This is a genomic window from Allosphingosinicella deserti (genome assembly GCF_003012735.1).
GTDB lineage: Bacteria > Pseudomonadota > Alphaproteobacteria > Sphingomonadales > Sphingomonadaceae > Allosphingosinicella > Allosphingosinicella deserti.
The window spans coordinates 644,346-669,610 of sequence record NZ_PXYI01000002.1; the positions used below are offsets into that span (position 1 = coordinate 644,346).

Annotated in this window: 24 protein-coding genes; 11 read left to right on the top strand and 13 right to left on the bottom strand. The window is 66.0% G+C overall.

Annotated elements, in window-relative coordinates; translation table 11 throughout:
* Positions 1-176: 176 nt before the first annotated feature.
* Complete coding sequence (locus C7I55_RS07310; RefSeq protein WP_146150949.1) at positions 177-578, top strand: hypothetical protein; 402 nt, start codon at positions 177-179, stop codon at positions 576-578.
* 108 nt (positions 579-686) lie between these two features.
* Here C7I55_RS07310 and C7I55_RS07315 read toward each other — a convergent pair whose 3' ends face one another.
* Together C7I55_RS07315 and C7I55_RS07320 are read right to left on the bottom strand one after the other, a co-directional pair.
* Positions 687-1,130: a hypothetical protein gene (locus C7I55_RS07315; RefSeq protein WP_106512213.1), complete on the bottom strand. Its 444-nt coding sequence runs from the start codon at positions 1,128-1,130 to the stop codon at positions 687-689.
* Positions 1,131-1,312: 182 nt separating this feature from the next.
* Complete coding sequence (locus C7I55_RS07320) at positions 1,313-2,212, bottom strand: helix-turn-helix transcriptional regulator (RefSeq protein WP_106512214.1); 900 nt, start codon at positions 2,210-2,212, stop codon at positions 1,313-1,315.
* A gap of 95 nt (positions 2,213-2,307) precedes the next feature.
* Here C7I55_RS07320 and C7I55_RS07325 point away from each other — a divergent pair, with 95 nt between their 5' ends.
* Both C7I55_RS07325 and C7I55_RS07330 read left to right on the top strand, forming a co-directional pair.
* Positions 2,308-3,054 carry an SDR family oxidoreductase gene (locus tag C7I55_RS07325; protein ID WP_106512215.1) on the top strand — a complete coding sequence of 249 codons (747 nt, stop codon included), beginning with the start codon at positions 2,308-2,310 and terminating at the stop codon, positions 3,052-3,054.
* A 218-nt stretch (positions 3,055-3,272) separates the two neighbouring features.
* Positions 3,273-3,566, top strand: coding sequence for a hypothetical protein (locus tag C7I55_RS07330; RefSeq protein WP_106512216.1), 294 nt, complete (start codon positions 3,273-3,275; stop codon positions 3,564-3,566).
* A 281-nt stretch (positions 3,567-3,847) separates the two neighbouring features.
* Here C7I55_RS07330 and C7I55_RS07335 read toward each other — a convergent pair whose 3' ends face one another.
* From C7I55_RS07335 to ligK, 6 genes are all read right to left on the bottom strand, one after another.
* Entirely contained in the window at positions 3,848-5,830 is a 1,983-nt protein-coding gene (locus C7I55_RS07335) for a TonB-dependent receptor plug domain-containing protein (protein ID WP_106512483.1), read from the bottom strand.
* 412 nt (positions 5,831-6,242) lie between these two features.
* Positions 6,243-7,412, bottom strand: coding sequence for a 4-hydroxybenzoate 3-monooxygenase (gene pobA / locus C7I55_RS07340; RefSeq protein ID WP_106512217.1), 1,170 nt, complete (start codon positions 7,410-7,412; stop codon positions 6,243-6,245).
* 2 nt (positions 7,413-7,414) lie between these two features.
* Complete coding sequence (locus C7I55_RS07345; protein ID WP_199192751.1) at positions 7,415-8,422, bottom strand: aldo/keto reductase; 1,008 nt, start codon at positions 8,420-8,422, stop codon at positions 7,415-7,417.
* Positions 8,419-9,312: an amidohydrolase family protein gene (locus tag C7I55_RS07350; protein WP_106512218.1), complete on the bottom strand. Its 894-nt coding sequence runs from the start codon at positions 9,310-9,312 to the stop codon at positions 8,419-8,421. Before C7I55_RS07350 ends, C7I55_RS07345 begins: the two co-directional genes overlap by 4 nt.
* Positions 9,309-10,373: a 4-oxalomesaconate tautomerase gene (locus C7I55_RS07355; protein ID WP_106512219.1), complete on the bottom strand. Its 1,065-nt coding sequence runs from the start codon at positions 10,371-10,373 to the stop codon at positions 9,309-9,311. The genes C7I55_RS07350 and C7I55_RS07355 overlap by 4 nt, the downstream gene beginning before the upstream one ends.
* Positions 10,366-11,040 (bottom strand): 4-carboxy-4-hydroxy-2-oxoadipate aldolase/oxaloacetate decarboxylase, encoded by a 675-nt coding sequence (ligK, locus tag C7I55_RS07360; RefSeq protein ID WP_106512220.1) that lies wholly within the window; start codon positions 11,038-11,040, stop codon positions 10,366-10,368. The genes C7I55_RS07355 and ligK overlap by 8 nt, the downstream gene beginning before the upstream one ends.
* Positions 11,041-11,138: 98 nt before the next feature.
* Here ligK and C7I55_RS07365 point away from each other — a divergent pair, with 98 nt between their 5' ends.
* From C7I55_RS07365 to C7I55_RS07395, 7 genes are all read left to right on the top strand, one after another.
* The gene (locus C7I55_RS07365) at positions 11,139-12,308 is read left to right on the top strand and encodes a LysR family transcriptional regulator (RefSeq protein ID WP_106512221.1); all 1,170 of its coding nucleotides are present in this window, start codon (positions 11,139-11,141) and stop codon (positions 12,306-12,308) included.
* Positions 12,309-12,375: 67 nt separating this feature from the next.
* A complete protein-coding gene (locus C7I55_RS07370) occupies positions 12,376-13,254 on the top strand; it encodes an NAD(P)-dependent oxidoreductase (RefSeq protein ID WP_106512222.1) in 879 nt (292 codons plus the stop codon).
* Positions 13,251-14,276, top strand: coding sequence for an amidohydrolase family protein (locus tag C7I55_RS07375; protein ID WP_106512223.1), 1,026 nt, complete (start codon positions 13,251-13,253; stop codon positions 14,274-14,276). The genes C7I55_RS07370 and C7I55_RS07375 overlap by 4 nt, the downstream gene beginning before the upstream one ends.
* Positions 14,273-14,737 (top strand): protocatechuate 4,5-dioxygenase subunit alpha, encoded by a 465-nt coding sequence (gene ligA / locus C7I55_RS07380; RefSeq protein WP_106512224.1) that lies wholly within the window; start codon positions 14,273-14,275, stop codon positions 14,735-14,737. The genes C7I55_RS07375 and ligA overlap by 4 nt, the downstream gene beginning before the upstream one ends.
* Position 14,738: 1 nt before the next feature.
* Complete coding sequence (locus tag C7I55_RS07385) at positions 14,739-15,611, top strand: class III extradiol dioxygenase subunit beta (protein ID WP_106512225.1); 873 nt, start codon at positions 14,739-14,741, stop codon at positions 15,609-15,611.
* 116 nt (positions 15,612-15,727) lie between these two features.
* Positions 15,728-16,681 carry a Gfo/Idh/MocA family oxidoreductase gene (locus C7I55_RS07390; RefSeq protein WP_106512226.1) on the top strand — a complete coding sequence of 318 codons (954 nt, stop codon included), beginning with the start codon at positions 15,728-15,730 and terminating at the stop codon, positions 16,679-16,681.
* Positions 16,682-17,174: 493 nt separating this feature from the next.
* Positions 17,175-18,518: a S8 family serine peptidase gene (locus C7I55_RS07395; protein ID WP_158266316.1), complete on the top strand. Its 1,344-nt coding sequence runs from the start codon at positions 17,175-17,177 to the stop codon at positions 18,516-18,518.
* 515 nt (positions 18,519-19,033) lie between these two features.
* Here the strand turns inward: C7I55_RS07395 and C7I55_RS07405 are convergent.
* The 3 genes from C7I55_RS07405 to C7I55_RS07415 form a co-directional block, all read right to left on the bottom strand.
* Positions 19,034-19,486, bottom strand: a complete 453-nt coding sequence (locus C7I55_RS07405; RefSeq protein ID WP_106512229.1) for an RcnB family protein — start codon at positions 19,484-19,486, stop codon at positions 19,034-19,036.
* Positions 19,487-19,770: 284 nt separating this feature from the next.
* Positions 19,771-21,396 carry a M10 family metallopeptidase C-terminal domain-containing protein gene (locus C7I55_RS07410; protein WP_106512230.1) on the bottom strand — a complete coding sequence of 542 codons (1,626 nt, stop codon included), beginning with the start codon at positions 21,394-21,396 and terminating at the stop codon, positions 19,771-19,773.
* A 318-nt stretch (positions 21,397-21,714) separates the two neighbouring features.
* On the bottom strand, positions 21,715-23,358 hold the full coding sequence (locus tag C7I55_RS07415; RefSeq protein ID WP_106512231.1) for a M10 family metallopeptidase C-terminal domain-containing protein: 1,644 nt from the start codon (positions 23,356-23,358) through the stop codon (positions 21,715-21,717).
* A gap of 226 nt (positions 23,359-23,584) precedes the next feature.
* On the opposite strand from C7I55_RS07415, the gene C7I55_RS07420 reads away from it, so the two are divergent.
* The gene (locus tag C7I55_RS07420) at positions 23,585-23,917 is read left to right on the top strand and encodes a GFA family protein (RefSeq protein ID WP_106512232.1); all 333 of its coding nucleotides are present in this window, start codon (positions 23,585-23,587) and stop codon (positions 23,915-23,917) included.
* 325 nt (positions 23,918-24,242) lie between these two features.
* Here C7I55_RS07420 and C7I55_RS27710 read toward each other — a convergent pair whose 3' ends face one another.
* Together C7I55_RS27710 and C7I55_RS07430 are read right to left on the bottom strand one after the other, a co-directional pair.
* Positions 24,243-24,551, bottom strand: coding sequence for a hypothetical protein (locus tag C7I55_RS27710; RefSeq protein WP_146150950.1), 309 nt, complete (start codon positions 24,549-24,551; stop codon positions 24,243-24,245).
* 221 nt (positions 24,552-24,772) lie between these two features.
* Complete coding sequence (locus C7I55_RS07430) at positions 24,773-25,228, bottom strand: hypothetical protein (protein WP_158266317.1); 456 nt, start codon at positions 25,226-25,228, stop codon at positions 24,773-24,775.
* Positions 25,229-25,265: the final 37 nt, after the last annotated feature.

A 25,265-nucleotide genomic window follows, 5' to 3' on the forward strand; every position in this document is an offset into this window, starting at 1 on the left:
GAGTTACACCTCCAGATCGGCATCGTCCTATTCCTGGCTCGTGACCGGCCCATGATGCAGATGGTGTTACGAAGATGCCTGTCCGGGTCGGCGGTCCTGGCGCTTTCGATCGGGCATCGTGCTCCAACGGGGCTGACCACACGATCCGGATCGACCGAAAGGCCGACAGCTTCGCGTTGAAGTTCCACATCCGCGCGTTGGAGGGTCTCTGCTACGCGCCTCAATCGATCATGTTCAACGGCCACCTCAGCCTAGACGGTTTCGACGGCGTCGACAGGTGGGTGCTGGAGCCCGCCGATCCCACGCAAGTCGAAGGGCTGGATGACATCCTCTCTGCGGGGAGAGTGAAGATCGGGAGCGGCAACATGGTATTGTCCGTGCCCAGAGATGCGGTGGTCAAGCGCACGTTCCACGTTCAATTCGTGGCCTTTTCTTGCGGCGCTGGACGCGTGTCGAACGGGGTTGGCAAAGTGCACATCGGCTCTGTCGCAGCCGATCTCCCGCTTTCCGAAATCGCAAGACAAGGCCGCGAGACCTCCGACCGAAGTGAGGGAGAGGGGCTGATGGTGCCCCGCTAGGCCCAGATCCACAGGCGCGAAGCCACGTTGGCTGGATCGCGGCCGGAGCGGATCAGCTCCCGGCTGGCGATCACCTCGACGATCAGCACATCGGCAAGCCCGTGCTCTTCACGACGGCTGCCGGACGGACAATGTGAGCTGCTGAGGAGACGACCAGAGACCCTGTCTTCGTACACCGGCGGGCAGAAGGGAGCGGCGAAAAAACCAGCCTTCACGGACACCTAGAACGTAATCGCTATCGCCCGAGAAGCCGAACGCGAGAACATCATCCCCCAGCTCTGTCTCCCGATAGATGCCGCTTGCGAAGGGCGCGCCGATTACAAGATGGTCCAGGATGGTCGTATCCCGAACCAGAACGAGATGAAGTTGTTCTTCATAAGGGCTGTCTTCGTCCAGCACCAAGACGATGTCGCCAGAGCTCAGGATGTACTGGGCTATCAGGCTTGCAGCGGCGAGAGTGATCTTCGCCTCGGTGTCTTTGCGGTGCAGGTCGATCCTTGGCTCGGGATCATTCCGCTGGGAAATCGTTTCAAATACCGCGGCTGGCTGCATCGCGTCATTCTATGCGGTGCGTTTCGGCGACGTCAAAGGCGTCGACGTGAGGGGCGCATCCTCCTGATTGATTCTCCGGCAGTCGAGATGTGGCGCTATCAGGACTTTCCTTCTGGGAATCGGCAGCTGAGCGGCGGCGAATTGCGCACCCACCCCGGATGTGTTGACCGCGCATCGCCGGCTCACGGCCGAGGCTCGCGAGCGAAGCTCCCGGGTGCGCAGCCGAACCGCTTGCGGAACGCGGTGCTGAAGGCGCTGGCGGACTCGAATCCGACGTCATAGGCGATGCGCTCGAGCGATTTGGTCCGACGGGTGAGTGCATCCTTCGCGAGCGCCATTCGCCAGGCGGCCAGATACGCGTACGGCCCGCATCCCACCTTCTCGGCGAAGCGCGCGGCAAAGGCCGATCGCGACATGCCGGCTACCCCGGCGAGCTTGGCGAGCGTCCATTTCGCGCCCACGTCCGAGTGCATTGCGCCGAGCACCCTGGCGATCGCCGGGTCGCGCATCCCGCCGAGCAGCCCGGGAGGCGCCAGGTCGTTAAAGCCGCTCCACCGCAACGCCTCGACGAGCAGCACCTCGAGCAGCCGATGCACGATCAGCTGCTTGCCGGGATGGTCGGAGGCGCATTCCTCCGAAAGCGACGCAATCAGGCGGCCGAGCCGCGTCCCGCGCCCTTGCGAAGCGGGGATATGGACCAGCTCAGGAAGCAGCCCGAGCAGGAGCGCCGCGTTTGCCCGTTCGTAGGAGAAGCTGCCGCCCAGAGCGACGAAATCGGGCGCGCCGCCTTGCTCGCCATGGCGTACTGCCTCGCCGCGGGGTTCTGCGAGCCTGCAGGCGATGCCCGGCGCGCTGGACAGCGAAAAGGCCGGGGTCGTCGGCAGCAGCAGGAAGTCGCCTTCCGCAATGTGCTGCGGCGCTCTGCCGTCGAACGTGACCCAGGCGGCTCCGGCAAGGACGATCGTGAAGCCCGGAGCGTCGTAGGCCGCGTAGCGCACGCCCCATCGCCCCCGCCCTTCGATCGGCTTGGAGACTGCAGCGCTCGGCTGCAACAGGGTGACGACTTCACTCAGCGGATCCATATCTGGACGATTCATCAATATTCATGGACGTTATCCCATAGATCGTCCAACCACGCTTTGTCTATTTCCGATGCACTGAACCCACGGAGATCGACATGACCAAGACCATCCTCATCACCGGAACCTCGTCGGGTTACGGCAAGGCGACCGCCGAGCTCTTTCTCTCGCGCGGGTGGAATGTCGTCGCAACGATGCGGAGGCCTGATCCCGCTACGTTCGGCACCTCAGACCGGCTGCGCGTGCTTGCGCTGAACGTGACCTGCGAAGAGAGCCTCTCGGCGCTGACCGAGGCTGCAGGGCCAATCGACGTGCTCGTCAACAATGCCGGGCTTGGCGGGGTCGGAGCGTTCGAGGCGATGCCGAAATCGATGATCCGCCAGCTCGTCGAGACCAACACGATCGGCGTCATGGCGATGTGCCAGGCCGTTATCCCGCAGATGCGCGCGCGACGTTCGGGCACGATCGTCAACGTGACGTCGAGCGTCACCCTGGGCGAGTTCCCGCTTGCCGCCCTCTACACCGGCACCAAGCAGGCGATCGAGGGCTTTTCCGGCTCGCTCGCCCATGAGCTCGCCTATTTCGGTGTGCGCGTGAAGCTGGTGGAGCCGGGCTATGCGCCGACGACCCGGTTCGGAGCGAATGCGATCGTTCCGATCGAGGATCTGCTGCCCGGCGACTATGCCGAATTCGCGCGGCCGATCCTGGAGGCGTTCGCAAACCCGGTGATGACGACCAGGGAAAGCGAAGTCGCCGAAGCCATCTGGCAAGCGGCGCACGACACGGCTGGTCAACTTCGCTTCCCGGCAGGCCCGGACGCGGTCGCGCTCGCTCAGGCCCGCTGAGAGCGGACCGACTGCGCCGAGCTGGGCACGAAGCGGACGACCGTTTTGTTCGGCTGCTCGCGCACTTTTTCGATCCAACCTGCGCCTGGCCGGCCGATCTGAAGCCCGGCGAAGGTGAGACGCGACACGTCCGGGAAACGAGGGTGCAGCCCGAACGCCGGACCTGGAGCAGCGTCGCTGCGTTGGGATCGTATCGACACTGGAACAAGGACGTTTAGATGCGCAAAATCTTGCTGGCAGCGGCCGCACTCGGGGCACTTTCGCTCGCCGGATGCGGCGGCAAGGGCGATGACAAGCTTGGCGATCAGGCGGCCGAGGCCGCCGAGAACAAGGCCGAGATTCTCGACGAGATCGCCGACAACCAGAGCGGCGCTGCCGAGGACGCGACCGAGGCGCAGGCCGATGCGACCCGCGCCGCGGGTGGCGCCAAGGAAGAGGCTATCGACGATGCCGACGTGAATGCGGACGCGATGTCGAACGCCCAGAAGGATGGGCTGATCAACGGCCAGTGACGATGCGGCGAGCGCGCCCCCGCGGGGCGCGCTCGCCCCCTCCTGTGAACCGCTTGGGGAACTGACCAGCGCCGCGATCGGCGGGCAACGACAGCTATGTAGGCCAGATCGCTTATGGGCGCGCGGCGATACCACCCACCAAAGCACCAAGAGCAACTCCGACGGGTTTCCGCCGCGGCCTTCGCGGAGATTTCTCCCGCCCGATATGTCGATCGCAGGGATCCGGTCAGCTCACGGGTACGGCGGAGGTACGTAGACCGACGACCGCGATGTTGGGCCGTCTACTCTCCGCCGAAGCGCAGCCGCACGCCGCCGTTGGCGACGAAGCCGTCCGTGGGCCCCCAGGCATCGACGGTCCAGCGCCCATCCGCTGCACGCCGCCGGCGAAGGATCGGATCGTATTTCGTCTGTCGGACCCCAAGGATGTTCTCGAGATTGAGGAAGAGGCTGGCACGGCCGAGCGCGATTTCGCCTAGCAGGCCGAGCTCGACATAGGGCCGGCTCCTCGATCGATAGGGATTGTCGTCGAGCTGCTGACGGCCCGTATAATAAGCCTCGACGCCGATCCGGCCGGTGCCGTGCTTCTCCCACATGGCGACCACGCCGGCACTGTGGCGTGGCGTGCGTGGCACTGCCCGTCGCCCCGTTCCGGATGGATCGGGCTCGCGCGCGTCGATGTAGACGTAGCTGCCGGTGACGCTGACATCGCGGAGGCGCTGACGGAGCAGCAACTCGATGCCGCGGGTCCGCGTCGTGCCTTCGACGTTGACGAGGCGCACGGAATCGGCGCCGACTTCGTCGAGGCGGACCGCATTCTCGACCCGCGACCCGAAGAGGGAGGCGGTGGCCTCGGTGCCGCCGATTGCATAGCCGACGTCGATCGAGGCGGTGTCGGCGACCTCCGCCCTCAGGCTGTCGAGCGGCTGGAGGCGCGACAGGCCCGTCGCCTCGATTTCCTCGACGAACGGCGTCGGCGCGAAGAAGCCCCGGCCGAGCGACGTCCTTATCGTCCAGTTGCCCGGCCGATAGAGCGCCGAGAGGCGCGGACTGAGGCGGGTGCCGAACGCGTCGTGGACATCGAGCCTGGCGCTTCCGGCAAGGGTGACGTCTTCACCGAGTGTCTGCTCGATCTGCGCGAACAGGGCCGGCACGGTGTAGGTGTAGTCGAAGTTCGCGAACGTCCTCGAACGATAGGCATCGACCTGCAGGGCAGAGCCCGCCAGCCACGACGTGTCGCCCGCGGTGCCGGCGAGCGACAGCTCCGCGAACAGGGTGGAATGCCGGTCGTCCTCGACCAGGTCGCCGAAGCGATGGCGATGCTCCTGGTTCATGGCCGACGCGCGGAGGTGGACCGTGCCGATGCCCTCGAGAGGCATCTGGCCGACGAAGCCCGCGTCCAGCCTGGTGCTGTTCTGGGCTTCGACGAACGCGCTTCCGTCGGGCGCCGTTCGCCCGGGCAGGGTCCCGCCTTTCCGGTCCTCCGTCATCGCGCCGGCGGTCAGAAATGCCTTCACACCGTCGCCGCGATCCCAGAAGATCCGCGGTCGAAAGGTGACTCGCTCATAGCCGGGCATGTCGGCCCACCCGTCGCCGTCGAGATCCTGCCGGCTCTGCCGATGGTACCCGCCCACGATCGAGGTGCCCCAGCCATCGGCCAGTGCGGTCGCAGCATAGCCGGTCAGATCCTGGCCGTTCCTGCTGGTCGCATTGGCGATGAACTCGCTCTCCGCCACCTCGCCGGGGCGCCGCGAGACGAGATTGATCACGCCGCCGAGCGCAGCCGGACCGTAAAGCGCCGAGGCTGCGCCCTTGATCACCTCCACCTGGCGAAGGTCCGTCGGCGGGATCTGAAGCAAACCGATCGCCTGTCCGCCATAAAGAGGCAGTCCATCGGAGAGGATCTGGGTATAGCGCCCCTCCAGCCCGCGCACCCGCACGTTCGAGGCGCCGAGCGCCGGCGAGGCTACCTGCACCCGCAGCCCGCCCGTCTCGGCCACGAGCATCGCTATGTTGCCGGGCGTCATCAGAAGTTTCTCCGCGATCTCCTCCTGGCCGATCACCTCGACTCGGATCGGCTCATCCTGCACACGGCGGCCGAAGCGCGTCGCCTGGACGACGATTTCCTCGCCTTCCTCCGCCTCTGTTTGCCCGCCGGTGTCCTGCTCCTGCGCCAGTGCGACGCCCGGCAGACCGGCGATGGCCGCGAGGACAGAGAGGAAAACGAACTGCCTGTGACGGGACGCTGTTGACGAGAAGGAGGGCATCCAAGACCTGACGGGTTGAAGCAGCAACGCGCCGGTGCACGCTGCGGCGATGCGATCGTCAAGCTTAATCGCCGCAATCTGTGCAACGACGTCCCAGTCCTTCAGCTGCGTGCCGGAAGTGGAGGGCTTCGACAAGCACAGCCCGAACGGGTGAGGAGCTGGTTTCCAGCAGGACCACTCGCCTGGGACGTGCTCATGGATGTTACGCCCGAAAGGTCCTCTCGCTCTCCTTCGCCCGCTTGTGACGGCGCTGCGGAGTTTCCGCTGCGGTGCCTTGCGTGCGGCAGTCGTCTTCCGAAAGCTTCCGATCCGAACAGCCTAATGCGACCGGGTGCAGGAAGAGCAATGTTGCCGATCCATCGTCAATGCAGCGGACAGGGTCTGGAGGGCGACACTCCGATGGCGGCAGGCACTAGAGCGGCAGCCCGACGTAATTTTCCGCGATCGCGGTCTGCATCGCTTTGCTCTGCGCGACATAATCGAGCTCGGCAATCTGCATGCGATGCTCGAACGCGCCGTCTTCGGGGAAGCGGTGCATCAGCTTGGTCAGCTGCCAGCTGAACCGCTCCGCCTTCCAGATCCGCGCCAGCGCGGTCTGCTGATAGGCGTCGAGCGCCCTGTCCTCGCCGCCTCGATAATGCGCGATCAGCGCGTCCGAGAGATAGGCGACGTCGGAAGCGGCGAGGTTCAGGCCCTTGGCGCCGGTCGGCGGGACGATGTGGGCGGAATCGCCGGCGAGGAACAGGCGGCCGTGGCGCATCGTCTCGAACACGTAGGACCGCAAGGGTGCGATCGAAATTTCGAGCGCCGGCCCACGCCTTACCCCGCGCTCGGAAATGCCGTCGAAGCGCAATGCCAGTTCGTCCCACAAGCGGTCCTCGGGCCAGTCCTCGATCCGCTCGGTCAGCGGCACCTGGATATAGTAACGGCTTCGCGTCGGCGAGCGCATCGAGGCGAGCGCGAAGCCGCGCGGGCCGTTCGAATAGATGAGCTCGGGATGGCAGGGCGGCACGTCGGCGAGGATGCCGAGCCAGCCGAACGGATAGACACGTTCATATTCGCGGGTCCGCTCGGCCGGGATCGCCTTGCGCGAGGGGCCGTGGAAGCCGTCGCAGCCGGCGATGAAATCGGCGTCGATCCGGCACGCTTCGCCGCCCTGCTGGAAGCTGATCCAAGGCGCGTCGCTTTCGAGACCGTGCAAAGCGACGTCGCTGGCTGCGTAGACGATGTCGAGACCCCGGTCCGGCGCTGCCGCCATGAGGTCGCGGGTGAGCTCGGTCTGGCCGTAGACCATGACATGCTTGCCGGTCAGGGCCTTGACGTCGATCCGGATCAGCCGTTCGCCGTCGGCGAGGTTGAACCCTTCCTCGATCATCCCCTCCGCGTTCATCCGCCCATCGAGGCCGAGCCGCGCCATCAGATCGGTAGTCACCGTCTCGAGCACGCCGGCGCGGATCCGCGACAGCACGTAATCGGGCGTCTGCCGCTCGACGACGACGCAGGCGATCCCGGCCTGGCGGAGGAGATGGCCGAGCAGCAGCCCGGACGGGCCGGCGCCGACGATGGCGACCTGGGTCCGCATTCTCAATTTCCTCCTGAAGGGGCGAAGTCCTCGGTGTCGATCTCGGCCTGGGTCGCGGCCGGATAGCGCGGCCCGGCCACCGCCTCCGGCGTGAACAGCGAGTCAATCGCGGCGATCAGATCGGTGTCGATCGCGACACGGCCGGCGCCGAAATTCTCGTCGAGATGGACCTGGGAGGTCGTCCCGGGGATCGCGACGACATGCGGCCCGCGCGCCAGCACCCATGCGAGCGAAAGCTGCGCCGGCGCGCATCCTGCTTCCGCCGCAAGCGTCTCGAAGCGTGCGAGCAGGGCGAGATTGGCGGCCAGGTTCGGGCCCTGGAAGCGCGGCATGGAACGGCGGATGTCACCCTCGACCAATTGATCGGCGGAGCGGATCGCCCCGGCGAGGAAGCCGCGGGCAAGCGGCGAGAAGGCGACGAGGGCGGTGCCGAGCGCCCGCGTTGCCTCGAGCACGCCAAGCTCGACGTTGCGCGACCAGGGCGAATATTCGTTCTGCACCGCCGCGATCGGGTGGATCGCATGCGCCCGCCGCAAGGTGTCGGCCGAGACCTCGCTGAGCCCGATCGCCCGCACCTTGCCCGCGCGCACCATCTCGGCGAGCGCGCCGACCGACTCCTCAATCGGCACCTGTTTGTCCCAGCGGTGGAGATAGTAGAGGTCGATCACGTCGGTGCGCAGCCGCCGCAGCGAGTCTTCTAGCGTGCGTCGCAATGTCTCCGGACGGCCATCGATCACCCGTTTCCCATCGACGCCCTGCATCCCGCATTTGGACGCGAGGGTGAATTCGCGGCGGCGATGCCCCACCGCCTCCCCGATCAACTCCTCGTTGACGCCGAAGCCGTAGAGCGCCGCGGTATCGAGCAGATCATAGCCGAGATCGAGCGCGCGATTGAGCAGGCGCACCGCATGGTCGTGCGCCGGCGGATGGCCGTAAGCGTGGCTCAAGGACATGCAGCCGAGCCCGATCGGCCCGACGCTCAGCGGCCCAATGCTGCGCCGCTCGCTCACGCCCGCTCGTTCCCGGAAAGGCGCTCGGGCCAATAAAGGCGCTCGGGATTGTCGATCAGCAGCTTGCGCTGGAGCTCCGCCGTCGGCGCGATCCGCGGGATGACATCGACCAGGGTGCCGTCGTCAGGGATGCGATGCTCCATGTTCGGGTGCGGCCAGTCGGTGCCCCACAGCACCCGGTCCGGATAGCGCTCGACCACCGGGCGGATGACCTCGACGAAATCGTCGAACGGCGGCCCCATCGGCGACAGCCGCTCGGCGCCCGAGACCTTGGTCCAGATCGTCGGATGCTCGTCGAGCAGCTGTTTAAACCGCGTGATGTCGGCACCGTCGGGCCCCTGCGCGATGTCGGGGCGGCCGAGATGGTCGACGACGACGATGGTCGGGATCGCCTCGAGGAAGGGAACCAGCTCTTCCAGGATGTCGGCCTCGAAATAGACGACGACGTGCCAGCCGAGCGGCGCGATCTTCTTCGCGATCTCGAGGAACTTGTCCTTGGGGGCGTTGTCGACCAGCCGCTTGAGGAAATTGAACCGCACGCCGCGGATGCCGCCCGCGTGCAGCGTCTTCAAGTCGTCGAGCCCGATGTCGGGATCAACCACCGCGACGCCGCGCGCGCGTCCGTTCGATTTGGCGATGCCGTTGAGGGTCGCTTCATTGTCGGTGCCGTGGCAGCTCGCCTGGACGATGACGTTGCGCGAAAAGCCGAGATGGTCGCGAAGGGCGAACAGCATCTCCGGGGTCGCATCCTCGGGATGATATTTGGCCTTGGGGCTGAACGGAAACTGGGCCTCGGGCCCGAACACATGGACATGGGCGTCGACCGCGCCGGGCGGCGGGGTCCAGTGCGGCTTCGAAGGCGCATCCACCCAGGTCTGTGTGCGGCTCATGCGAAAACCTCTCCATCCATCAATTTGCGGGCGGTGCGCAGCAGGGCGGCGCTCGCCACCTGGCCCTGATCATCGAGCTCGAGCACGCAGCTCATCTCGCCGGTCGGATGCTCGACCGAGAGCGTCTTCCTGTGCCCCTCGGGGATGTTCGCGACTTCGGCCGCGGGCGATCCGTCGATCAGGCAGGCGGTGGCGACGCTGACTGCGCCGAGCACGCCGATCGTCGCATGGGCGCGGTGGGGGATGAAGCTGCGCACCGTGACTGCGCCGCCGCCCCGCGGCGGGGCGACCAGCATCATCTTCGGCACCGATTTGGCGGCGACGTCGCCCAGGTTCATCATCGGCCCGGCCTTGAGCCTGATCGCCTCGATCCGGGCCTTGAGCGCGGTGTCGCCGTCGAGCGTGTCGCGATCCTCATAGCCGGTCGCGCCGACATCCTCGGCGTGCATCACTACGCAGGGCATGCCGTTGTCGATCAATGTACAGCGGACACCCTCGATCACGTCGGCTGCGTTGCCGGTCGGCAACAGGGCCCCGCACGACGATCCCGCCGTGTCGCGAAACTCGACCGGAACCGGGGCAGCCGTCCCCGGCACGCCGTCGATCCGCGCGTCGCCCGCATAGGTGACGACGCCGCCGGGCGTGCGGATCGTCGCCACCGCGGCCTGCCCGGTATTGACCATGAAGATCGCGACATCGGTCTCGCCATCCTCAGCGGCGACGAGGCCGCGCTCGATCGCGAACGGGCCCACGCCGGCGAGGATGTTGCCGCAATTCTGCGCGTCCGTAACCAGGGCCTGGTCGACGAACACCTGCAGGAACAGATAGTCGACGTCGATCCCCGGCCGTTCGGATTTCGACACGATTGCGACCTTCGAGGTCAGCGGATCGGCGCCGCCCATGCCGTCGATCTGGCGCGGATCGGGCGATCCCATTACCCGGAGCAGCAAGGCGTCGCGCTCGGCAGGGTCGGCGGGGAGATCGGCGGCGAGAAAGAAACCGCCCTTGGAGGTGCCGCCGCGCATCCACATGCAGCGCACGCCCGAATTCGGCTCAGACATATTTCAGGCCAAGCTTCTCGAGCTTGCCGCGCATGTCGTAAATGTCGAGGCCGAGCTCGCCCGCCGCCAGCCGCCGGCGCTTGTCCTCCTCGGCCGCTTCGCGCGCCTGCGCCTTGGCCAGCACCTCTTCGGCGCGTTCCCGTTCGACCACGCAGACGCCGTCATCGTCGGCGACGATCACATCGCCCGGCCGGATCGCGGCGCCGGCGCAGACGACCGGCACGTTGACCGATCCCAGGGTCGCCTTGACCGTACCTTGCGCGAACACCGCCTTCGACCAGACCGGGAAGCCCATTTCGGTGAGGTCTCTAATATCGCGCACGCCGGCATCGATCACCAGCCCGCGGCAGCCGCGCGCCATGGCCGAGGTGGCGAGCAGGTCGCCGAAATAGCCGTCGACGCACGGGGAGGTCGGCGCCAGCACCAGGATGTCACCTGCGCGCAATTGCTCGATCGCGACATGGACCATCCAATTGTCGCCCGGCGGCGCCGAGATCGTCACCGCAGTGCCGGCGATCCGCGCGCCCGCATAGATCGGCCGCATGTAATGGCCGAGCAGCCCGGTCCGTCCCTGCGCCTCGTGCACGGTGGCGACCCCCGCGTTCGCGAGCCCGTCGACCACCCCCAGCGGGGTGCGCTCGAAATTCTGGACGACGATCCCTGCCATTGCGAACTCCTTTGCCTTGCCATGGGCGTGCAACCGCTTGCCCCACACCGCAAATGCGAAGCCTGCGCATCCGATAAGTTTTTGCTAAGCCTGGGCGCATGGACGCGTCCGATCTCAATCTCCGGCACCTGCAGGCGATAGTCGCCGCGACCGAGACCGGAAGCCTCAGCGCCGCCGCCCGCCGGGTCAATCTTACCCAGCCCGCAATCACCCAGGGCGTCCTGAAGCTCGAACGCGGCCTCGGTTTGCCGCTGTTCGAGCGACGGCCCGGCGGCATGGAGCCGACCGACGCTGCCCGCATCCTCGCCCCGCGCGCCGCTGCTGCGCTCGCTCTGATCGGCAGCCCGCGGGTCACCGGTCCGCAGATGCGGGCGTTCATGGCGCTGGCGCGGGGCGGCAGCTATGTCGCCGCCGCGGCCGAGACGGGCATCCGCGAAGCCTCGCTCCACCGCGCCGTCGCCGATCTCGCGCTCGGCCTCGGTCATCGCCTCGTCGAGCGCCGCGGCCGCGGCATCGCGCTCACCGCCCGCGGCGCCGGCGCCGCCCGCCGTTTCCGCCTCGCCGAGGCCGAACTGAAGGCGGCGCTCAGCGAGCTCGCCGCCTTGCGCGGGCAGGAGGTCGGGCGGATCGCGGTCGGCGCGATGCCGCTGTCGCGTGCGCGCCTGCTGCCCAATGCGGTCGCCGCCTTCCACCGCGATCATCCGCAGGTCGACATCTCGATCGCCGAGGGCTCGCATGTCGAGCTGGTCGGCCCGTTGCGCGACGGCGAGATCGATCTGATGCTCGGCGCGCTCCGGGATCCGACCCCCGGCGACGACCTCGTCCAGCAGCCGCTGTTCGTCGACCGCCCGGTGGTGCTCGGCCGCAGCGGCCACCCGCTGGCCGGCCGTAACGCCGCCCCGACGACGGCGGAGCTCGCCCGCTTCGCCTGGGTGGTGCCGCCCGAAGGCACGCCGCTGCGCGCGCAATGGCGCCGGATGTTCGAGCTCGGCGCGGTGGCGCCGCCGCGAGTGGCGATCGAGTCGGGCTCGGTGATCGTCGTCCGCCAATTGCTGATCCAGAGCGATTTCCTGACCCTGCTCTCGCCCGATCAGGTCGCGGTCGAGCTCGAGGCGAAGTGGATCTGCCGGATCGGCAGCGCGCCCGGCGATCCCAGCCGCACGATCGGCCTCACCACCCGCGCCGGCTGGCGGCCAACCCCGCTCCAGCGCCGCTTCGTCGCCGCCGTCGAGGCCGAGGCCGGGCGCATCGCCGGAGCGCAGACTTAGCTTCGGCTAATGAGGCGGACGTGCTTCTGATTGGCGCGTGCGGCCGACCTGCCGCAGAGCCGATCTCATGGCGCACACCGTCACCTTGATCGGCTTCGGCGAAGCGGGGCAGGCCTTTGCTGGCGCTCCCGGCTGGACCGGCAGCGTCCGTGCCTACGATCGCCTCACCGACGACCCGGCCACCCGCGCCGCCAAGGAAGCCGATTATCGCCGCGCCGGTGTCGACGGCGCCGCCTCGCTGGCCGAGGCGATGCTCGGCGCCGCTTGCGTGCTCAGCCTGGTCACCGCCGATCAGGCGCTCGCCGTCGCCCGCGACGCCGCACCGCCGATCGGCCCCGGCACCCTGTTCTGCGATCTCAACTCCGTCTCGCCCGGCACCAAGCGTCAGGCGGCCGCGGCGATCGAGGCGGCCGGCGGCTGCTATGTCGACGTCGCTGTCATGGCGCCGGTCCACCCCGCCCGCCTCGCCGTGCCGCTTCTGCTCAGCGGCCGCGAGGCGCCCGCCGCCGCCCGCGCGCTTGCCGGCCTCGGTTTCGCCAATGTCCGCGTCGTCGGCACCAAGGTTGGCGAGGCGTCGTCGATCAAGATGATCCGCTCGGTCATCGTCAAGGGCCTGGAGGCGCTCACCGCCGAGGCGATGCTCGCCGCAGAGGCCGCCGGAGTCACCGGCGAGGTGCTCGCCTCGCTCGACGCCAGCGACAAGCTGCGCCCGTGGGCCGAGCGCGCCGATTACAATCTCGATCGCATGCTGGTCCACGGCCGGCGCCGCGCCGATGAGCTGGAGGAAGTGGTGAAGACGCTCGCCGATCTCGGCGTCGATCCGGCGATGTCGCGCGCCACTGCCGTGCGACAGCGCGCGCTCGGCAGCCTTGGCATCGCCCCCGCGCCGGCCGGGCTCGCCGCCAAGATCGCCACCATCACCGACAGAAAGGCGGATGCGGCATGAGCCTCGTCATCGACTGCCACGGCCATTACACCACCGCGCCGGCGGCCCACAACGACTGGCGCGACTTGCAGAAGGCCGCGTTCAAGGCCGGCACCGCGCCGCCGCCTTACCCCAGCATCTCCGACGACGAGATACGCGAGACTCTGGAGACGAACCAGCTTCGCCTGCTGCGCGAGCGCGGCGCCGACATGACCATCTTCAGCCCGCGCGCCTCGGCCATGGCCCACCATGTCGGCGACGAGAGCGTCTCCAAGGCCTGGGCCCGCGCCAACAACGATCTCATCGCCCGCTGCGTGGCGCTCTACCCGGACATTTTCGCCGGGGTGTGCATGCTGCCGCAATCGCCGGCGGCCGATTTGGCGGGCTCCGTGGAAGAATTGGAGAGGTGCGTCACTGAGCTCGGCTTCATCGGCTGCAACCTCAATCCGGATCCCGGCGGCGGCCACTTCCGGCACCCGCCGCTCACCGACCGCTATTGGTATCCGATCTACGAGAAGATGGTCGAGCTCGACGTGCCGGCGATGATCCACGTCTCGGGCTCGTGCAATCCGGGCCTGCACGCCACCGGCGCCTTCTACATCGCCGCCGACACGATCGCCTTCATGCAGTTGATCGAGGGCGATCTGTTCCGGGATTTCCCGACCTTGCGCTTCATCATCCCGCATGGCGGCGGCGCGGTGCCCTATCATTGGGGGCGCTACCGGGGTCTGGCCGACATGCTCAAACAGCCGTCGCTCGACACCCATGTGATGAACAACGTCTATTTCGATACCTGCGTCTACCACCAGCCCGGCATCGATCTGCTCGCCGAAGTGATCGACACCAAGAACATATTGTTCGGCTCTGAAATGGTCGGCGCCGTCCGCGGCATCGATCCGCAGACCGGCCAGTATTTCGACGACACCAAGCGCTATATCGACGCGTTGCCGATCTCCGACGACCAGCGCCACGCCATCTTCGAAGGCAATGCGCGCCGTGTCTTCCCGCGCCTCGACGCCAAGCTCAAGGAGAAGGGCCGGTGAACCAGCCCCGCGACATCCACGCTTACCTTGCCGAGTTCGACGACATTCCCGGGACCCGCGTCTACACCGCGAAGCGGGCGCGGGCCGGCTATCACCTCAACCAGTTCGCGATGAGCCTGATGAAGGCCGAAAATCGCGAGCGCTGGAAGGCCGACGAGCGCGCCTATCTCGATCAATGGCAAATGACCGAGGAGCAGAAGCAGGCTGTCCTCGACCGCGACTACAACCGGCTGCTCGATCTCGGCGGCAACATCTATTTCCTCGCCAAGGTCTTCTCGACCGACGGCCTCTCCTTCCTCCAGGCGGTGAGCACGATGACCGGGATGAGCGTCGAGGACTATCAGGCAATGATGATCGCCGGCGGCCGCTCGCCGGAGGGCGTGCGGTCGCTGCGGGAGGGCACCAGTCCGCCGGGCGATACGCCCCGCGAGGCGCCCGAAGACGAGAAGGGACCCCGCTGACATGGCCCGCATCACCGCCGGAATCGCCTCCAGCCACATTCCCGCGCTCGGCGTCGCCGCCGATCTCGGCAAGACCGAGGAAGCCTATTGGGCGCCCGCCTTCGCCGGCTACGAATGGACCAAGAGGTTCGAGCGCGAGCAGAAGCCGGACGTCGTCATCCTGGTCTACAACGATCACGCCTCCGCTTTCGACATGCGGATCATCCCCACCTTCGCGATCGGCTGCGCCGAGCGCTTCCAGCCGGCCGACGAGGGCTGGGGCCCGCGCAAGGTGCCGGTGGTCGAGGGGCATCCCGATCTCGCCTGGCACATCGCGCAAAGCTGCATCCTCGACGAATTCGACATGACCATCATCAACGAGATGGACGTCGATCACGGCCTCACCGTGCCGCTGACGATGATGTTCGGGGAAGTCGAGGCGTGGCCGGCCAGGGTGATCCCGCTCGCGGTCAACGTCGTCACCTATCCGCCGCCGTCGGGCAATCGCTGTTGGGCGCTCGGCGAGGCGATCGCCCGCGCGGTCGAAAGCTTCCCCGAGGATTTGAACGTGCAGGTCTGGGGCACCGGCGGCATGAGCCACCAGCTCCAGGGCACGCGCGCCGGCCTGATCAATGCGGAATGGGACAATCGCTTCCTCGATCGCCTCGAAGGCGACACCCAGGAGCTGCGCCACATTCCGCACATCGAATATCTGCGCGAAACCGGCTCGGAAGGGATCGAGATGGTGATGTGGCTGATCATGCGCGGCGCCCTCGGCGCCCGCACCCGCACCCTCCACCGTCATTACCACGTCCCCGCCAGCAACACCGCGGTCGGCCATATCGTGCTCGAGCCGGTCGCCGCTGACGCACCTGCCGAAACGGCGGCCGGCTGAGGGGGATTGCCTGCCGGTACTTACCTGGCCGCCCGAATGTGCGTCAACGAACCTTGAAGCAAGGGAGCGGCCGCAGGCCGTACCGTTGCTTCAATATACGATAGGAGCTTGAGACCATGAGAATCGCCCTTGCCGGTGCCGGCGCCTTCGGAGAGAAGCATCTCGACGGACTGCAGAAGATCGACGGGGTCGAGGTCACCTCGCTGGTCGGCCGCACCCTTGAGGCGACTCAGAAGGTCGCCGACAAATATGGCATCGGCCACGTCACCGACGACCTCGCCGAAACGCTGAAGCGCGACGACGTGGACGCCGTCATTCTCTGCACGCCGACCCAGATGCATGCCGCCCAGGCGATCCAGTGCCTCGACGCGGGCAAGCACGTCCAGGTCGAGATCCCGCTCGCCGACAGCCTCGCCGATGCCGAAGCGGTGGTCGCGAAGCAGCGCGAGACCGGGCTGGTGGCGATGTGCGGCCACACCCGCCGCTTCAACCCGTCGCACCAATGGGTCCACAACCGCATCAAAGCCGGCGAGCTCGCCATCCAGCAGATGGACGTGCAGACCTATTTCTTCCGCCGCCGCAACATCAACGCCAAGGGCGAGCCGCGCAGCTGGACCGATCACCTGCTCTGGCACCACGCCGCGCACACCGTCGACCTGTTCGCCTACCAGGCCGGCGCGCCGATCGTGCAGGCGAATGCGATCGAGGGCCCCCACCATCCGGGGCTCGGCATCGCCATGGACATGTCGATCCAGCTGAAGGCCGCCAACGGGGCGATCTGCACGCTCTCCTTGAGCTTCAACAATGACGGCCCGCTCGGCACCTTCTTTCGCTACATCTGCGACAACGGCACCTATATCGCCCGATACGACGACCTGGTGAACGGCAAGGAAGAGCCGATCGACGTCACAAAGGTCGACGTCTCGATGAATGGAATCGAGCTCCAGGACCGCGAATTCGTGGCGGCCATCCGCGAGGGGCGGGAGCCGAACAGCAGCGTGGTGCAGGTGCTGCCCTGCTACCAGGTGCTGGACGGGCTGGAGAAGCAGCTCGTCGCGGCGAGGGGGTAAAGAGACCCAAGCGTTAAGTCCCTCCCCTTCAGGGAGGGGTTGGGGTGGGCAGGGTCGACGGATTGTCTCCGCTCCCCTGCTCGCTCAGCGGAAACTCCCCGCGACGGCTGCATGGGTGGAGCGAGTTCAGCCGCATGATTTCGCGCTGCTCAGCGCCTTCAGCTCCAGGCGTGGTGATCACCCCGCACCGTCTGGACCCGTCCCCGCCCTTTTCGATTCTCCCCCAAACGCTTCGGCGCCTACGGGGGGCAACGTCACAGGTGGAAAACTAAAAACGGTGTCAGCTGCACGGCGACATCGCAGCGTTCCGGAAGCGTCGAACCCCGGCGGTGCAAGACTTCGCCAGGGTCGCCACGGGCGAACGGCGGACCGGCGTTGTTTCGGTGGTGCAATGCGGACGAGGTCTGCGTGATCCCCGTCACGCACCCATTGCGAGGCCGAGATTATCCTCCCGACGCGCGTCTGCATCGCGCCACGCAAAGGGAGAATGGAAATGAGCAAGGTTCGCATTCTGGCGGTGCTGCCCGCGCAAGAGGTTCTGAGAGAATCGGCAAGTGCTTTTGCAATGGGTCAGGTGGCGTCCATCGCTGCGTCTCCGAGGGGCCTGCCGAGCAACGTGGATATCGATCCCGCTTTCCCTGCGGTTCCCCTGGCGAGCATCGGTGCGACGGGGTTGGTCGCAAGCATGAGCGCGGCGCGCGCGCCGGAATTCGTGGTCCGCGGCGAAATAGACGAAGCAGCCTATTCAAGTCTCGCCAAGGACGGTGTGTCGGCGATCAACGGCTCGCGGATCTTTGCAGATCCGCGCATCTCGACGACGCTGGCGCCCGGCTGCGCGGTCGGCCCGCTCGGACAGGCCCATGATGTAGCGAGTAAGCTGGATGTCGCGACATTGGCCGCCCGAAAACTGAGCGGACGTGGCGTGGCGCTCGCTATCATGGACACCGGGATCAACCTTGCGCACCTGCAGGCGAAGGGCCTGACGCCAGCCTTGGATCCGAGCCTCACCTGGTCTGCGGGCGCAGGATTGCCAGGCAATTATCCGGTCGACCACGGTACGATGTGCGCCTTCGACGCCCTGATCGCGGCCCCGGACGCTACCCTGCTGGACTTTCCGATACTGCTCTCCACGACCTCCGGAAGAAGCGCGATGGACGGCTTTCTAAGCGACGCTCTGCAAGCTTATTCCACGCTTCTTACCATGATGCGCCTCCCGCTGAGCCAGCGGCGATACCGTTCGCTTGTAATCAGCAACAGTTGGGGAATGTATCATCAGAGCTGGGATCTTCCCGCCGGTCACCCAGGTCGCTACGCCGACAATCGAAGCCATCCGTTCAACATCATCGTTGGATCGCTGGCACGCAGCGGTGCCGACATTCTTTTTGCGGCGGGAAATTGCGGCAAGGACTGCCCGGATGGACGGTGCCAAGGCCAAGTGCGCAATTCGATCACCGGCGCCAACGCGCATCCCGAGGTCATTACGGTCGCCGGCGCGACGATCAACGACCGACGTGTGGGATATTCTTCTCAGGGCCCGGGTATCGCGGGGATGGCTCACGCGAAGCCCGATCTGACCAGCTATACCCACTTTCTGGGTTCCGAAGCGTTCGGCGCCGGGACCGAGGACAGCGGTACATCGGCTGCATGTCCCGTCGCGGCGGGCGCCGTCGCAGCCTTGCGCACCAAGCTTCCGCCAAGCCGCCTTGCACCGAAGGATCTGGCTCGTGAACTTCGAACCGATGCGGTGCTGGTTGGTGGCGGGACCGCCGGATGGAACCGGGACTATGGCTATGGTATCGTCCGTCCCGCGGCGACGGCGATACGATTAGGTCTTTAGGAGGATCAACTGGCTTTCCTGCTAAAATTCCAGTGCGATGGACAGCCATCCCTTGCCGACGCGGCCCGCATCCTGGGCGTCGCACATGAGGCGATCGATCCAAAATTCGGCGTGGTCGCGATCGATCCGGACGAAGGACTTTATTCGGTCCGGGTCGACAACGCCAGCGGGGAAGGCCTGGGTTCCGGGAACCCCGATCACGTGCAGTATTCCGATCCGCGGATCGCGCCAATGGACAGGCGGCCGAAGTCTTGATCGCGATGATGCGGATTTCGGATGGTACTAGAGAACGATCGAACAGGCTGAATCAGCCTGACTCGTGAACCATGCTTCTCGTCGATCGATTTCAGAGCCTGATTCACACCTCAGGTCGGAGCTAAACGGTCCAACCTAAGATGATCAGGCCCTCAGCACCCCCGCCGAAACGCGGGAGCCATGTTCCCGGCACAAGCGGGCGGTAGCGAGGGGGAAAGGAGTGAGCGCGATTTCCGGAACGTGCCCACTCCTTCCATCGATCAATAGCGGTTGCGCAGCACCTGCAGCACGCGGCCGTTGCGCGCGTTGATCAGCAGCAGGTCGTCGCCGTAGCGGATCCAGCGCTGGTTGGCGCCGGGCGCGCGCAGGCGGTAGCTACGGTAGTCGGAGACCGTATAGCGCGATCCGTAGAAGGCCGGCTGCAGGCGGTAGCCCGGGCCGACGGCGCGGTAGCGCCAGCCGCGCACCGGGGCGACATAAGCGGCGCGGCTGCGCTGGAGCTCGCGGCGGTCACGGCGGACTTCCCGGCGATCGCGGCGGATCTCGCCTCGGGATTCGCCGCTGCGGATGTCCTCGCGCAGCTCCTGGCGGCTTTCGCGCAAGTCGCGCCGGTCTTCGCGAACCTCGCGCCGGGTCTGTGCGCTCGCCGCGGTCGGCAAGGCGGTGGGAAGGGCGGTGGCGGCCATCAGGCCGATCAGGATGAATTTACGCATATACTCTCCATTCGTTCGTCGCCGCGCCCGTTCGGACGCGCTGTTTCCCGCTCCTCACCGCTCTAGGATCGGCCAGATGAACGGCGTGCGCATGGGATCGTCAGCCTGGAGACAGGTTGCGCAGCGCTCAAAGTGGAAGAGCGTCGACCAGGAGGAGCCCGGACGACCGTTCGGGCTGCGACCCAGTGCATCGCGTGCATCGCGGGTGCCGGCTCTCGGCACCGGCGAGCCCACCTTGCGGCGTGCAGCGAGCGCGATGCTGAGACCGCGCCCGCTATGCCGGATCAGAAGAACAGGTCTGCCATCACCACCGTGGCAACGCCGAGATCGATGGTGAAATCGGCCACCTTGTCGCCGTCGGTGTCGCCGGCGAGGAAATGTCCGCCCCAGCTTGCCCAGCTTCGAAGCTCGCCGGCGACGCCGCCGAACAAGGCGCTGCCGATGAAAGCGAACGCCTCGTCGACCTCGGTGAAAATATTGGCATCGATCGCCGTCAGGTCGATCTTGTCGGTCCCGGAGGTGAAGTCGAGGATGACGTCCTTGCCGCTCGCATCGAAGAAGCAGAAGCTGTCGGCGCCCTTGCCGCCGACCAGCACGTCGTTGCCGCCGAGGCCGTTCAGCACGTCGTCGCCGCCATTGCCCTTGAGCCAGTTGGCGACGTCGTTGCCGACCAGATAGTCGCGGGCGTTGCCGCCTACGGCATTCTCGATGATCGTGTTGTAGGCGATCGAGATGTTGCGCACCGCGGGCGCGGTGATCCCGGCTATGCCGGTATCGGCCTCGACGATGCCCGGGTTGCGCGAAAGGGCAAAGCCGAGCCAGCCTTCGTAGCTCGCCGCGTCCCATGGAGCCAAGTCGGACTCCGCACGAAGCGCATTGGCCTCCTCGAGCGTCAGAGAACCGATCGAAGCCGAGCTGAACGAGCCCGCGCGAAGATCGAGGAACACGCCCATATTTGCCGTGGAGAAATCAAACGTGTCGTTGCCGCCGGCATCATAGACGCAGAGAAAGGGAAACGGATTTTCCGCGAGGTCGTAGACCGGGTTGCCGGCGTTCGAATCGGCGAAATAGACGGTGTTGCCGCGGCGCGTGGTCGGATCGGCGCCGTATTTTTCCTGGATGGTCAGGATGTCGTGCAGCAAAGGAGTCTGCGGGAGCAAAGTGGTCGGGATCGCGGAGTTCCAGACATCGCCCCCGCCCGTACTCCTGTCCGGAAAGTAGGACATGGTGGTAAACTGGCGGCTGTCCTGGGCATATACCGCACTGCTCTCATAGTCGTCGGGAACATCGTCTCCCGCATCGTAATCGCCCGGGTGGCTCAGCCCAAAAGAGTGGCCGATTTCATGAATGAGCGTGTAGCTGCCGAACAGGCCCGGGCCGATGGAGAGATTGCCTACCTTTGGGGACGGATTGATCCAGATGCTGCTTTGGGGTGTCTTCTGATCGCCGTCGTCCGTCGGGAAGTAGGCCCAGGCTGCTTTGGGGCCGGTGATGGTGTTGGCAAGCAGGATATCGGGGCTGGCGCCCCGGCCATTGCCACGCTGTTCGACGACGCGCACCGCGATGAGATCGTCCCAAAGCTGCATTGCGTCGCGCGTGCCGGTTCGCTGGGCCTCCGTCAGCGGCGAGAAGCCGGCATATTCGCCTGGAACGCTGCCCGTCTGGTTGGTGGGCAGCGCATCGAGGAAGCCGAAGGTGATCGTCCTGCCTTGAAGCCTGGCGTCGCCGTCGATCTGCGCGATCACTTGCTCCTGGTTGAAGATCGGCTTGCCGGCCCAAGTGCCGATGCCGGTCGAATCCTCGAGCCGATAGGGCGTCGGCTCGGAAGCGGGCGTGGGACTGCCACTGCGATCGTTTGGAAAGCGGTTGAACAGATTGGACAGGGAAAATACGTTTTTCGAACGGGTCATGATGCCTCCTGGTCTGGGACCGTTCCCAACCAGTGAGACGATGACGTGCTGGAATTCCGACAGTTAAAGCGAAACATTCACATTGTTGAGCTCACTTGCGGCAAAAGCAGGTCAGGTAACGAAGGATCGACGCAGCGATAGCGTCGGGTGATTTACACTTGCGGATAATCTGTTGTCCAAGGGTTTTGTTGGCATGACAATACTTTCGGGTGATCCGACGACGGCGAAATCGACCGGTTCCGGTTTGCCGGAACCAGCGCGCCGCGGGATTTCCCGAGCGGGAGAGCCCGGGCCTTTTCGCCCGGGCTCCACAGCGTGTCAGAAGAACAGGTCTGCCATCACCACCGTGGCAACGCCGAGATCGATGGTGAAGTCGGCCACCTTGTCGCCGTCGGTGTCGCCGGCGAGGAAATGTCCGCCCCAGCTTGCCCAGCTTCGAAGCTCGCCGGCGACGCCGCCGAACAAGGCGCTGCCGATGAAAGCGAACGCCTCGTCGACCTCGGTGAAAATATTGGCATCGATCGCCGTCAGGTCGATCTTGTCCGTCCCGGAGGCGAAGTCGAGGATGACGTCCTTGCCGCTCGCATCGAAGAAGCAGAAGCTGTCGGCGCCCTTGCCGCCGACCAGCACGTCGTTGCCGCCGAGGCCGTTCAGCACGTCGTCGCCGCCATTGCCCTTGAGCCAGTTGGCGACGTCGTTGCCGACCAGATAGTCGCGGGAGTCGCCGCCGACGGCATTCTCGATCACGGTGTTGTAGGCGATCGAAATGTTGCGGATCATTGTCGCAGTGACTCCGTCGACGCCGGTGTCGGCCTCGACCTTGGCGGCGCCCATCGACAACAGCGAGCCGGTCCAGCCCGCGTAAAAATCGGGGTTCCAGCTCATTGCCGGCACACCCTCCGGCTTCAGCGCATTGTAGGCGTTCATCGCCGCCACCGCCTCGTCATAGGGCAGATAGCCGAACGAAGCCGAGCTGAACGCGCCGGCGCGCAGATCGAGGAACACGCCGGTGATCGCGGTCGAGAAATCGAACGTGTCGTTGCCCCCGGCATCGTAGACGCAGAGGTACGGGAAGGGATTCTCCTCGAGGTCGTAGACGGCATTCCCGGCAGTCGAATTGGCGAAATAGACGGTGTTGCCGCGGCGCGTGGTCGGATCGGCGCCGTAAACCTGCTGGATCGCCATGATGTCGTGCAGCAAGGGGGTCTGAGCGTAGCTCTGGTCGAGCAGCGAAGGCTCCAGCGTCTGCGTGCCGGTGATCCCGTTCGGGAAATAGGACATCACGGTGAATTGCTGCGTGTCCTGCGCATAAACGGCGTCGTCGGTGTAGCCGATCGGATCGGGCACGCCGTCGCCGTCCTTGTCGGCAGCGGAATCATAGTCGCCCGGATGGCTCAGGCCGAGCGAATGCCCGATTTCGTGGATCAGCGTGTAGGTGCCGAAGCCCCCGTTTCCGAGCGAGCCATTCGTCCATTGCTGATCGGCCACCCAGATGTTGCTCTGGGGCGTGCGCGGGTTGCCGTCTTCGGTCGGCATATAGGCCCAGGCCTGCTCGGGTCCCGTAGTGGTGTTGGCGAGCGCGATGTCGACATTGCCGCGAGTCTCGATGAAGTGCAGCGGAACGAGGTCGTCCCACAGCTCCATCGCCTGACGGGTGGCGGCCTTTTGCGCCGCGTCGAACGGCGAGAAGCCCGGATACTCGACACCGGTCTTGCCGACCGCATCGGCGGCATCGAGGAAGCCATAGCGGATGACCCGGCCCTCGATCTTCCAATCCGTGGTCAGTTGCGCGATCACCTGGTCGCGGTCGAAAATCGGCTTGCCCTGCCAGCTGCCGGCGCCGGCATCATTCTCCAGCAGATAGGGCAGCGGCTCCGACGCAGGTGTCGCCGCCGTGTCGCGGTCGTGGCGGTTGCGGTTGAACAAGGTGGGCAGGGAGAAGAGGTTCTGCGGACGGGTCATGGTGCCTCCTGAACTGGGGTCGTTCCCATCCAGTCAGACGATGCTGCACTGCAAAACCGACACGGAAGTGAAACATTCGCGGGCGGTGGACAGTCATTTGAACGGACTCCGCAACCGCGAGCGAGACGCGGTGCGGATGATCAGGTACGATAATCTGCTGTACCAGCGCTCGGTTCGGCCGCTCTGGCGTGTGGCGGACGTTCGCACTTCACGATAAGGATTGATGATGAGCGTTCAGGGAAGCTGTCATTGCGGCAACGTGCGGATAGAGCTGCCACGCATGCCTGATTGGGTGGCCGACTGTAATTGTTCCCTGTGCCGCCGGACGGCATGGCGCGTCGCCTATTTCCCGCCGGAGCAGGTTACCGTTTCGGGCGAAACGATCCCGTACATCTGGGGCGACCGGATGATCGGGATCCACCACTGCCCGGTGTGCGGCTGCGGGACGCACTGGCAGACCCTTGGGGAGGATTTCGGCAAGATGGGAATCAACGCCCGCTTGCTCGACGCCTTCGACGAAAGCACGATCGAGGTGCGGAAGTTCGACAACGCCGAGTGAGTTCCCGTCGTCGGCCGGCATGTTCCTTTCATTGCTTCGCACCCGTTCCGGCAGATGCTCTCCTCAGTGAAGCCGGAAGGGCCTGTCGGAGCCCTTCCGGTCGGAAGGAGAAGGCGAGGGCTTCGACGGGCTCAGCCCCAACGGAGTTGAGGCTGTTGCAGCTTTACGAAGGGGCCGTGATCGGCCTGGCTGAAGGGGAACAGCCTTGCGCCGGAACTTCCGCTCCGCCGCTCGGACGGGTGGGTGTCGTCCCCGTCCCCACTCTCCCCTGAACATCCCGTTCGGGCTGAGCTTGTCGAAGCCTTCTCCTTCCTTCGTGAGAAACCTAGGAATCGTTCGCTTCGGGGTCAGCCTCCGGCGCTCCTTGCTCGGCCGCCTTCTTGTCGGCCTTCGCCTGCGCTTTTTTGGCGGCGTCGGCGGCCTTGTTTCGTTCGCGCTCGCGGCGCTCGAAATCGTAATTGGGTTTGCGTGGCGTGGCACTTGCTCCGGAAGAGGCGGGGGCGGGAGGATCCGACGCCTCACCTACACCCATCCTCGTACCGCTGCCAAGTGCGTCGGGATGCGGGCCGGCGGGAAAGCCGAAGACGAGGATCCGGATCGACTTTCCGCCACCCAGCGCATGATCGCGGCCCATCAGCGCTCCGCGCGCGGTCCGGGCGACTCGACGTGGACCGACGCCTGCGAGGCGCCGAACGACAGAGCCGGTCAAGCCGGGCGGGTCGAAATCCGACTGGCCGGAGCTCCCCGGCATCGGTTGCAGGGCGACGGCGAGCCAAGATCGTCCACGGAGAGAGGCGAAGTCGCTGCGGGAGGGACGCGGATCGGGGCCGAAGCCGCGAGAAAAGGTCCGCGCGATCAACTTTCAGCCGGATGACGGATCTCGTTGTCGGCAGGCGCGTCTCCGTGGCGAGCAGTTGCGATGTCGGGCAATCGCTGCCGGCGGAGCGCGATGCAGCGGGCAGCATCGGCGCTACGCTCTTCTTCAAGCTCCAGCCAGCAGGCCGCGACCTCTGGATCGCGGGGAAAGCTGTTGGGTGGAGTCACGCCCCCGCGCTCGAACAGCATGCGCAATTGCTGCGCCGCTACGCCTTCTTCATGCCCTGGGGCCACAGCGGAATCCTCCATCATGCGGAGGCCTTGCTCCATGCTCTCGGGTGGCCGACGTGTGGATCCGCGCATGAACCCGCGGACAATCAGCCGACCGATCTGAAACTGCTTGACGGCGGGCGGCCGGGACGAATTGCGGATCGCGTCCGCCGCCTTGGCATAGTTGCCTCCGCCCGGTTCGTTGATCGCCTCTGACACGGCCATGTCCATGTGCTGCTTGTCGGCGTGCCATGCCCACCAT

What these genes read in the sequence shown, in the direction of transcription:
- C7I55_RS07315 (WP_106512213.1), bottom strand. Translation starts at nt 1,130, where the DNA reads ATGCAGCCAGCCGCGGTATTTGAAACGATTTCCCAGCGGAATGATCCC.
- C7I55_RS07320 (WP_106512214.1), bottom strand. Translation starts at nt 2,212, where the DNA reads ATGGATCCGCTGAGTGAAGTCGTCACCCTGTTGCAGCCGAGCGCTGCA.
- C7I55_RS07325 (WP_106512215.1), top strand. Translation starts at nt 2,308, where the DNA reads ATGACCAAGACCATCCTCATCACCGGAACCTCGTCGGGTTACGGCAAG.
- C7I55_RS07330 (WP_106512216.1), top strand. Translation starts at nt 3,273, where the DNA reads ATGCGCAAAATCTTGCTGGCAGCGGCCGCACTCGGGGCACTTTCGCTC.
- C7I55_RS07335 (WP_106512483.1), bottom strand. Translation starts at nt 5,830, where the DNA reads ATGCCCTCCTTCTCGTCAACAGCGTCCCGTCACAGGCAGTTCGTTTTC.
- pobA (WP_106512217.1), bottom strand. Translation starts at nt 7,412, where the DNA reads ATGCGGACCCAGGTCGCCATCGTCGGCGCCGGCCCGTCCGGGCTGCTG.
- C7I55_RS07350 (WP_106512218.1), bottom strand. Translation starts at nt 9,312, where the DNA reads ATGAGCCGCACACAGACCTGGGTGGATGCGCCTTCGAAGCCGCACTGG.
- C7I55_RS07355 (WP_106512219.1), bottom strand. Translation starts at nt 10,373, where the DNA reads ATGTCTGAGCCGAATTCGGGCGTGCGCTGCATGTGGATGCGCGGCGGC.
- ligK (WP_106512220.1), bottom strand. Translation starts at nt 11,040, where the DNA reads ATGGCAGGGATCGTCGTCCAGAATTTCGAGCGCACCCCGCTGGGGGTG.
- C7I55_RS07365 (WP_106512221.1), top strand. Translation starts at nt 11,139, where the DNA reads ATGGACGCGTCCGATCTCAATCTCCGGCACCTGCAGGCGATAGTCGCC.
- C7I55_RS07370 (WP_106512222.1), top strand. Translation starts at nt 12,376, where the DNA reads ATGGCGCACACCGTCACCTTGATCGGCTTCGGCGAAGCGGGGCAGGCC.
- C7I55_RS07375 (WP_106512223.1), top strand. Translation starts at nt 13,251, where the DNA reads ATGAGCCTCGTCATCGACTGCCACGGCCATTACACCACCGCGCCGGCG.
- C7I55_RS07385 (WP_106512225.1), top strand. Translation starts at nt 14,739, where the DNA reads ATGGCCCGCATCACCGCCGGAATCGCCTCCAGCCACATTCCCGCGCTC.
- C7I55_RS07390 (WP_106512226.1), top strand. Translation starts at nt 15,728, where the DNA reads ATGAGAATCGCCCTTGCCGGTGCCGGCGCCTTCGGAGAGAAGCATCTC.
- C7I55_RS07395 (WP_158266316.1), top strand. Translation starts at nt 17,175, where the DNA reads ATGAGCAAGGTTCGCATTCTGGCGGTGCTGCCCGCGCAAGAGGTTCTG.
- C7I55_RS07405 (WP_106512229.1), bottom strand. Translation starts at nt 19,486, where the DNA reads ATGCGTAAATTCATCCTGATCGGCCTGATGGCCGCCACCGCCCTTCCC.
- C7I55_RS07410 (WP_106512230.1), bottom strand. Translation starts at nt 21,396, where the DNA reads ATGACCCGTTCGAAAAACGTATTTTCCCTGTCCAATCTGTTCAACCGC.
- C7I55_RS07415 (WP_106512231.1), bottom strand. Translation starts at nt 23,358, where the DNA reads ATGACCCGTCCGCAGAACCTCTTCTCCCTGCCCACCTTGTTCAACCGC.
- C7I55_RS07420 (WP_106512232.1), top strand. Translation starts at nt 23,585, where the DNA reads ATGAGCGTTCAGGGAAGCTGTCATTGCGGCAACGTGCGGATAGAGCTG.
- C7I55_RS27710 (WP_146150950.1), bottom strand. Translation starts at nt 24,551, where the DNA reads ATGGGCCGCGATCATGCGCTGGGTGGCGGAAAGTCGATCCGGATCCTC.
- C7I55_RS07430 (WP_158266317.1), bottom strand. Translation starts at nt 25,228, where the DNA reads ATGGCCGTGTCAGAGGCGATCAACGAACCGGGCGGAGGCAACTATGCC.